Annotated in this window: 11 protein-coding genes; 5 read left to right on the plus strand and 6 right to left on the minus strand. The window is 67.3% G+C overall.

The genetic code is table 11. The annotated features are described in order from the left end of the window. Positions 1-63: 63 nt before the first annotated feature. The gene (locus NS283_RS15545; RefSeq protein WP_193752697.1) at positions 64-3,159 is read right to left on the minus strand and encodes a hypothetical protein; all 3,096 of its coding nucleotides are present in this window, start codon (positions 3,157-3,159) and stop codon (positions 64-66) included. Between the two features lie 472 nt (positions 3,160-3,631). On the opposite strand from NS283_RS15545, the gene NS283_RS18460 reads away from it, so the two are divergent. The 5 genes from NS283_RS18460 (at position 3,632) to NS283_RS18475 (ending at position 4,906) form a co-directional block, all read left to right on the plus strand. Continuing rightward, a complete protein-coding gene (locus NS283_RS18460) occupies positions 3,632-3,835 on the plus strand; it encodes a hypothetical protein (RefSeq protein ID WP_081317458.1) in 204 nt (67 codons plus the stop codon). Positions 3,836-3,862: 27 nt separating this feature from the next. Beyond that, positions 3,863-3,988, plus strand: coding sequence for a hypothetical protein (locus tag NS283_RS19365; RefSeq protein ID WP_275934958.1), 126 nt, complete (start codon positions 3,863-3,865; stop codon positions 3,986-3,988). 84 nt (positions 3,989-4,072) lie between these two features. Next, positions 4,073-4,372 (plus strand): hypothetical protein, encoded by a 300-nt coding sequence (locus NS283_RS18465; protein ID WP_153003395.1) that lies wholly within the window; start codon positions 4,073-4,075, stop codon positions 4,370-4,372. 3 nt (positions 4,373-4,375) lie between these two features. Further along, positions 4,376-4,594, plus strand: coding sequence for a hypothetical protein (locus NS283_RS18470; RefSeq protein WP_081317459.1), 219 nt, complete (start codon positions 4,376-4,378; stop codon positions 4,592-4,594). Between the two features lie 18 nt (positions 4,595-4,612). Continuing rightward, on the plus strand, positions 4,613-4,906 hold the full coding sequence (locus tag NS283_RS18475) for a hypothetical protein (RefSeq protein ID WP_153003396.1): 294 nt from the start codon (positions 4,613-4,615) through the stop codon (positions 4,904-4,906). Between the two features lie 165 nt (positions 4,907-5,071). Here NS283_RS18475 and NS283_RS15550 read toward each other — a convergent pair whose 3' ends face one another. The 5 genes from NS283_RS15550 to NS283_RS15570 form a co-directional block, all read right to left on the minus strand. Then, the gene (locus tag NS283_RS15550; protein ID WP_058597765.1) at positions 5,072-5,659 is read right to left on the minus strand and encodes a Trp biosynthesis-associated membrane protein; all 588 of its coding nucleotides are present in this window, start codon (positions 5,657-5,659) and stop codon (positions 5,072-5,074) included. Next, on the minus strand, positions 5,659-5,997 hold the full coding sequence (gene hisI / locus NS283_RS15555; RefSeq protein ID WP_058597766.1) for a phosphoribosyl-AMP cyclohydrolase: 339 nt from the start codon (positions 5,995-5,997) through the stop codon (positions 5,659-5,661). The genes NS283_RS15550 and hisI overlap by 1 nt, the downstream gene beginning before the upstream one ends. Next, positions 5,994-6,758 (minus strand): imidazole glycerol phosphate synthase subunit HisF, encoded by a 765-nt coding sequence (hisF, locus tag NS283_RS15560; protein WP_058597767.1) that lies wholly within the window; start codon positions 6,756-6,758, stop codon positions 5,994-5,996. Before hisF ends, hisI begins: the two co-directional genes overlap by 4 nt. Continuing rightward, on the minus strand, positions 6,758-7,600 hold the full coding sequence (hisG, locus tag NS283_RS15565; RefSeq protein WP_058597768.1) for an ATP phosphoribosyltransferase: 843 nt from the start codon (positions 7,598-7,600) through the stop codon (positions 6,758-6,760). The genes hisF and hisG overlap by 1 nt, the downstream gene beginning before the upstream one ends. A 46-nt stretch (positions 7,601-7,646) precedes the next feature. Then, a partial coding sequence (locus NS283_RS15570) for a phosphoribosyl-ATP diphosphatase (protein WP_058597770.1) occupies positions 7,647-7,820 on the minus strand: 174 nt, incomplete at its 5' end.

Here is a 7,820-nt window from a genome sequence, read left to right on the forward strand (position 1 = left end):
GAAAGCGTGAGGCCAGTCTATCGAAGCGCGGGTGGGCGCCGGCACGTTGGGCGAGCGCCTCGGTTACCGCTCGGGCGCATACCCGGGCGCGCACTCGTTGTACGCCAATGTCAGGCGCCAGAACATCGCGGCCATTTCGTAGACCTTCCCGGCGTACTCCAGGACACCGCCGAGTCGGGAAACCTTGACCGTTCGGGAGGCCTTCATGGACTCTCCGACCTCCTCCATCGTGAGGACTCCCAGGGATTCTCCATCCAGAGGCACGAGGGGAAAGGAGACCGCGATGTGGTCGCGAGCGAACTGCTGGGCAGCGGACAAACACCGGCTGTAGGTACCCGCCACCTCGCACGCGCTTTCGTAGCCCTCGATGCCGCATAGAGCCTGCCAGCTTGCGACCTGCTCAGATGCCGAGGCTCGGGCGTCGGATAGATCGTTCTGAGGCTCGTACATCGAGCCGTCGCAGTTCGGAGTAGACCAAATCAGAGTCTTGTCGTCTGCGGGGACTCCTGCCCAAGGAGCGACGGTCACGGCCCCGCAGGCGAGTCCTCGAGTCGCGGGATTGCCCGGAGTGCCCCAGCCAAAATAGGCGGCGTCGACGCTGCAGTTTTCCTCTCCCCAACCACAAGCGCTAACGAGTGGTTCATCCATCGCCGGGCCGGTGTACGTTCCCCTGAGTTCGGCAGATCCTCTACTCACAGTCATCACGGGTGCGATCGCCGTAGAGAGTTCCGCCGTGGTCGTTCCCCCGTCCACTGACACCGAGGCCTCGCTCCTCTCGAGTTTCGTGGACCGCAGCGTCGTTTCGCCGCTCGTTGATATGGCGGTCCACGCGAATCGAACGATGAGGTTGCTCGCGGTGAGTACGGCGTTTTCGGAGACGTAGATGCCGTTCCAGCGGTTGTTTTCGGGTTTGGTGTCGTCGCCGTCGGCGAGGGTGTCTCCTCCGACGCTGTCATCGGCGAGGGACGTGAACGTCACCGGAGCAGCAGCGGTGCCATTCACGATCAGAGAACCTTCAACCGAGATTCCGACGCTCTCTTCGACTTTCACGACTGTCCCGGCCGCGACCGTGAGTGTCGAACCGGCGCTGATTCGGATGCCGCCTTCGACGCCGCGGTCGTAGAGATCCCGGTTGAGGATGAGCTGGGGGCCTGTGGTGGGCAGCGTCCAGTTCTCGACGAGTGTTCCGGAGAGGGCGATGGCGTTGATGGTGTTGTTGCGGAGGGTGTTGGCGAGGACGTTGGAGGGACGAAGTCTCACGTCGGCGACGGTGAGGGGTGTCCCCACTGCTTCGGAGATCGTGTTTCCCGTCACCTTCATCGGTGCGGCTTGTGCGCTGTTGTTGGAAGAAACCACCGTGAGCGATCCGTTCGTGATCGTGTTCCCGGTGACGTTCAGCGGGTAGGCGGCGTCGAAGCCGTCCGCGCGGGTGACCGTGACGAATCCGCTCCCGTCCCAGTCCTCTTTCGAGGTGTCGCGACTGACGGTGTTGTTGCTTACGGTGGTTGCGCCGCCTCGGCTGGACGCATCAATCGAGCCGCGAACGATCGTGTCCGTCACGGTGACCGCACCCGCGGAGGAGTGCAACGCGATCCGGCCATCGACAGTGGATCCCGTCACCTGTGCGGAAGTAGCGGCGTCAGAGCCCTCGGAGGAAGTGATGCCATAGGAGAAGCTCACACGCGTCTGATCAGCGACCAGGGTGGCGTTTCCGGAGACGTAGATGCCGTTCCAGCGGTTGTTTTCGGGTTTGGTGTCGTCGCCGTCGGCGAGGGTGTCTCCTCCGACGCTGTCATCGGCGAGGGACGTGAACGTCACCGGAGCAGCAGCGGTGCCATTCACGATCAGAGAACCTTCAACCGAGATTCCGACGCTCTCTTCGACTTTCACGACTGTCCCGGCCGCGACCGTGAGTGTCGAACCGGCGCTGATTCGGATGCCGCCTTCGACGCCGCGGTCGTAGAGATCCCGGTTGAGGATGAGCTGGGGGCCTGTGGTGGGCAGCGTCCAGTTCTCGACGAGTGTTCCGGAGAGGGCGATGGCGTTGATGGTGTTGTTGCGGAGGGTGTTGGCGAGGATGTTGGAGGGGCGAAGTTTCACGTCGGCGACGGTGAGGGGTGTCCCCACTGCTTCGGAGATCGTGTTTCCCGTCACCTTCATCGGTGCGGCTTGTGCGCTGTTGTTGGAAGAGATGACCGTGAGCGATCCGTTCGTGATCGTGTTCCCGGTGACGTTCAGCGGGTAGGCGGCGTCGAAGCCGTCCGCGCGGGTGACCGTGACGAATCCGCTCCCGTCCCAGTCCTCTTTCGAGGTGTCGCGACTGACGGTGTTGTTGCTTACGGTGGTTGCGCCGCCTCGGCTGGACGCATCAATCGAGCCGCGAACGATCGTGTCCGTCACGGTGACCGCACCCGCGGAGGAGTGCAACGCGATCCGGCCATCGACAGTGGATCCCGTCACCTGTGCGGAAGCAGCGGCGTCAGAGCCCTCGGAGGAAGTGATGCCATAGGAGAAGCTCACACGCGTCTGATCAGCGACCAGGGTGGCGTTTCCGGAGACGTAGATGCCGTTCCAGCGGTTGTTTTCGGGTTTGGTGTCGTCGCCGTCGGCGAGGGTGTCTCCCCCGACACTGTCATCGGCGAGGGAGGTGAACGTCACCGGAGCAGCCGATGTGCCATTCACGACCAGGGAACCCTCAACCGTGAACGTCATGTTTTCCGCGAATTTCACGACCGTGCCCGCCGCGATCGTGAGCGTCGAACCGGAAGCCACCGAGACATCCTTCGAGACGATGTACACCGTTGGAACGGTCGGGGCCCAGGTCGTGTCCGTGACGATGTCGCTGGTCACGCGCACGATCACCGTCGACGGCACGAGCTTCTCAGCGCTGGTCTTGCTCGTCGACGAGTAATTCGCCTTCACACCGGTGACGGTCACGGTGAGCTTGGCACCGGCATCCGCTTGAGTGATCGTGTAGGTCTTCGATGTGGCGCCGCTGATCGTCGAGCCGTTGCGCTTCCACTGGTAGGTGAATGAGTCCGGGGCGGGGGCCCATGTCCCCGTCGACGCGGTCACGGTCTTGCCGATCTCGACCGTGCCGGAGATGCGCGGCGCAGGGGCCGAGGAGAAGACACCGGGAACCGCTTGAGCGGAGCTCACCCGCTTCACGGTTGTGTAACCGGCCTTCGACCCCGTGACCGTGAATCGCAGCTGGGCGCCGCGATCCTCCGCGGTCACGAGATAGGCGGTCGACGTCGCGCCCGGGATTGCGACGCCATTACGCGTCCACTGGTACGTCAGCTTGCTCGGCTGCGGACCCCACGTCCCCACGACGCCGAACAGAGTCCCCCCGACCCGGGCCAAGCCCGTCACCGCGGGTGTCGGGGCGCTCGTGAAGGAGGCCGCACCCATCGTCGCGCCTGTGCTCGTTGCGGAGGCAGCGGTGTAACCGGCTTTGCGTCCTGTCACGGTGACGGTGATCGCCGAGTTCACGTCGGCTGCAACGACCTTGTAGGTCGACGCTGTCGCGCCGGCGATCGGGCTGCCGCCACGATTCCATTGGAACGCGTAGGAGTCGGGCGTGGGTCCCCACGTCCCCGTGGAAGCGGTGAGGACAGAATCGACGGTCGGGGTGCCCGAGAACGTCGGAACGGGAACGGCCGCGAACGTCAGCGTCGGCACCGAAGCGGAGGAACTGACGCGGGTCGTCGTCACGTATCCGGGAGCCGACGCCGTCACGCTCACACTCAGCCGGGTCCCGGCATCCGCTGTCCCCACCCGATACGTGGATGCGGTCGCTCCGGCGATCGCCGTTCCGTTGCGCCTCCACTGGTAGGCGAATGTCGCGGGCACGGGTGCCCACGTGCCGGTCACGGCCCGAACGGTCGACCCCACGCTCGCCGTGCCGGTGATCGAGGGGGACGGGGCGCTGGTGAAGGGAGCCGGAGCCGAAGTCTGCGCGGCGCTGGTCTGGGAAGCCGGGGTGTAACCGGCTTTCCGGGCCGTCACGGTGACCGTGATCTTCTTGCCGCTGTCCGCGGGAGCGATCGTGTAGGTCGGGGACGTCGCCCCCGTGATCGCTGCGCCGTCACGGTTCCACTGGTACGTCAGGGAGTCGGGCACCGGTGCCCACGTGCCCGGCGCTGCCCTGAGGGTCGATCCGACGGTCATCTTTCCGCTGTACGTCGGTATGGGAAGCGTCGTGAAGGTCCGCGCGGGAATGGCGACGGGCGAGCTGGTTCGCGCGGTCGTCGTGTATCCGGGGGCCGACGCTGTCACGGTCAGGGTGATCGCTGCTCCCGCATCTGCGGCGGCCACGCGGTACGTCGTCGATGTCGCCCCAGAGATCGCCGCCCCGCCCCGCTTCCATTGATAGGTGAAGGCACCGGGCGTCGGTGCCCAGGTTCCGGTCGCGCCGGTCAGGGTCGAGCCGATCGCGCCCTTCCCCGTGATGGTGGGGGCGGGCGCGGTGGTGAAGGACGCCGTCGTCGCCGCCTTGCCGTCGCTCGTGACCGAGGTTTTGGGGTATCCGGTCTTGGTGCCGATGACCGTGACGGTGATCTTCGTTCCCGCGTCCTGGGCGGTCAGGCGGTAGGTCGGTGCGGTGGCGCCCGTGATCAGCGTTCCGTTCCGTCGCCACTGGTACGCGAAAGAGTCCGGCGCGGGCTTCCATGTCCCCGTGACCGCGGTCAGCTTCGAGCCCACCGTCATCGACCCGGTGAAGGTAGGCTTCGGCGTCACGGTGAAGGCTGCGGCACTCGTACGGGCGGTCGACGTCGGCGACGGTGTCGGGTCCGCCCAGGCAGCGTGCACGCTCCCCACGCTGAGCGTGGCAGCGATGAGCATCGCCGCAGCGGCGCGGAGACTGTTACGTGCCCCTCGCAGACGCAAGTGGACGTACGGATAGCGGCGCGCGCGCATGCTGACTCCCCCAAGATGCGGGTCCGCGCTCGGGTAGCGCCCCGCCCGGGGATCAGGCCGCGAAACGCACCGGCCGGGATCCCTGGCGCAAAGCTACCGTGTCCAGCAGAATCACAGCAAGTGCGAACCGAACACTCAGGCGAGCCGAGTGTCAGGCCGTCGGGTCGGCGCCGCGCGACAGGTCGTCCCACGAGTCGATCGCGTCGTGCGGGCGCGAGGCTTCCGCCGTGGAATCGCCGGTCGTGCGGTACTTCCGGCCCGCGTTCGACCCCCATCGACGCGCGGTGACGAGGGTGAAGACGGCGGCCGCGGCGAGCACGATCTGTGCCACCAGTGTGACGGCGGGCCAGGGGGTCAGCGACAGTCCCGCGACGAGGTCGCCGACGGCATCCACTCCCGAGATCCCCGTGGCGTCGGTGACCGTCGCCGCGGTGGCGGACACGGGCGTCGCGAAGACGATCTGCGCGGCACCGAAGCCGGTCAGCGCGGCGATCGCGAGGCCGATCGCGCCGAAGACGTAGCGCACGACGGGGCCCGCGATCGACAGCGCGGCACCGAGCGCCAGCGCCGCCAGGCTCAAGGGCGTCAGGACGGGGAGGGCGTCCGAGCCCGGCACGGCGAGGGTCTGCTGAGCACCGTCGTCGAGGGTGACGTCGATCCAGGTCTGGGTCGACCCGATGACGCCGATCGCGCCCGCGAGGAGCATCGCGACGACGGCCAGCGAGCGGGGACGCCGCATCAGCGCTCCCCCACGACCGGGTGCAGGTCGTCGGCGTCGAAGCAGGTGTGGTCGCCGGTGTGACACGCCGCGCCGACCTGGTCGACCTCGATGAGGAGCGTGTCGCCGTCGCAGTCGAGACGCGCACCCTTGACGATCTGGATGTGACCGGACGTGTCGCCCTTGCGCCAGTACTCCTGACGCGAGCGCGACCAGAAGGTCACGCGGCCGGTGGTGAGCGTGCGGTTCAGGGCCTCGGCATCCATCCACCCCATCATCAGCACCTCGCGGGAGTCGAACTGCTGGATGACCGCGGGGACGAGGCCGTCGGCGTTGTACGTGACGCGGTCGACGCTCATCGGCGCACCTCGATTCCTTCGGCGGCCATGGCCTCTTTCACCTGTCCGACGGTGAGCTGGCCGGAGTGGAAAACGGATGCCGCGAGCACGGCGTCGGCACCGGCTTGCACCGCGGGGGCGAAGTGCTCCAGGGCACCCGCGCCGCCCGATGCGATGACCGGGACCGCTGCGACCTGACGCATGAGACGCACGAGCTCGAGGTCGAAGCCCTGCTTCGTGCCGTCGGCGTCGATCGAGTTCACGAGCAGTTCGCCGGCACCGCGCTCGACGGCCTCGCGGGCCCAGTCGAGGGCGTCGAGGGTCGTCTCGGTGCGGCCGCCGTGGGTGGTGACGACGAATCCCGAGGGCGTGGATGCCGCGCGCTTGACGTCGAGCGACAGCACGATGACCTGAGCGCCGAAGCGGTCGGCGATCTCATCGATCAGCGCGGGGCGGGCGATCGCTGCGGAGTTGACGCCGATCTTGTCAGCTCCGACGGCGAGGAGCCGGGCCACGTCGTCGGCCGAACGCACTCCCCCACCGACGGTCAGGGGGATGAAGACCTGCTCGGCGGTGCGGCGGACGACGTCGTACGTCGTGGCGCGCTCGTCGACCGTGGCGGTGACGTCGAGGAAGGTGACCTCGTCGGCGCCCTGATCGAAGTACAGCTTCGCCAGTTCGACCGGGTCGCCCATGTCGCGCAGGTCGAGGAAGTTCACGCCCTTCACGACGCGGCCTCCCGCGACGTCGAGGCACGGGATGACGCGGCGCGCGAGGGTCATCAGAGCCTCGCGGCGAGGATCTCGGTGACGAGGATCGCGCGCGCGCCGATCGCGTACAGCTCGTCCATGACACGGTTCACGTCGCGGCGCGGGCTCATCACGCGGACGGCGACCCACTCGGGGTCGCGCAACGGCGAGATCGTGGGCGACTCGAGACCGGGGGCAACGGCGATGGCCTGGTCGACGAGGTTCGCGGGCAGGTCGTAATCGACGAGCACGTACTTGCGCGCGGCGAGCACGCCGCGCAGACGGCGCAGAAGCGTTTCGGTGCCCTCGGCCTCGTTCGGTCCGGAGATGAGCACGGCGTCGCTCTCGAGGAGCACCGGCCCGAAGATCTCGAGCCCCGCCTGGCGCAGCGTCGTTCCGGTCGAGACGACATCGGCCACGGCATCCGCCACTCCGAGCTGGACGGCGGACTCGACCGCGCCGTCGAGGGGCACGATGTCGACCGCGATGCCGCGCTCGTCGAGGAAGGCGTCGACGAGACCCGGATACGCGGTCGCGACGCGAAGGCCCTCGAGGTCCTGGACGTCGGTGAAGCGCCCGGGGCGGCCCGCGAAGCGGAAGGTGGAGCCGGCGAAGCCGAGCGACTCGACCTCTCGGGCGCCGGGCATGCGCGCATCGAGCAGCAGGTCGCGACCCGTGATGCCGACGTCGAGGGCTCCGGAGCCCACGTAGGTCGCGATGTCACGGGGACGGAGGTAGAAGAACTCGACCTCGTTCACGGGGTCGACGGTGTAAAGGTCTTTCGAGTCGCGTCGTCCGGTGTATCCGGCCTCCGAGAGCATCTCGGCGGCGGTCTCGGCCAGCGACCCCTTGTTCGGCACGGCGATTCGCAGCATGACGGGGGCTTTCGTGGTTCGTGAGCGTGTGGGAGGCGGAAGCGGCTCAGAGATGTCGGTAGACGTCTTCGAGCGTCAGGCCCTTCGCAAGCATGAGCGTCTGCAGGTGGTAGAGCAGCTGCGAGATCTCCTCGGCCGCGGCGGCGTCGGACTCGTACTCGGCGGCCATCCACACCTCGGCGGCCTCTTCGACGATCTTCTTGCCGATGGCGTGCACGCC

Source organism: Microbacterium testaceum (assembly GCF_001476285.1).
Classification (GTDB): Bacteria; Actinomycetota; Actinomycetes; order Actinomycetales; family Microbacteriaceae; genus Microbacterium; species Microbacterium testaceum_B.

What these genes read in the sequence shown, in the direction of transcription:
- NS283_RS15550 (WP_058597765.1), bottom strand. Translation starts at nt 5,659, where the DNA reads ATGCGGCGTCCCCGCTCGCTGGCCGTCGTCGCGATGCTCCTCGCGGGC.
- hisI (WP_058597766.1), bottom strand. Translation starts at nt 5,997, where the DNA reads ATGAGCGTCGACCGCGTCACGTACAACGCCGACGGCCTCGTCCCCGCG.
- hisF (WP_058597767.1), bottom strand. Translation starts at nt 6,758, where the DNA reads ATGACCCTCGCGCGCCGCGTCATCCCGTGCCTCGACGTCGCGGGAGGC.
- hisG (WP_058597768.1), bottom strand. Translation starts at nt 7,600, where the DNA reads ATGCTGCGAATCGCCGTGCCGAACAAGGGGTCGCTGGCCGAGACCGCC.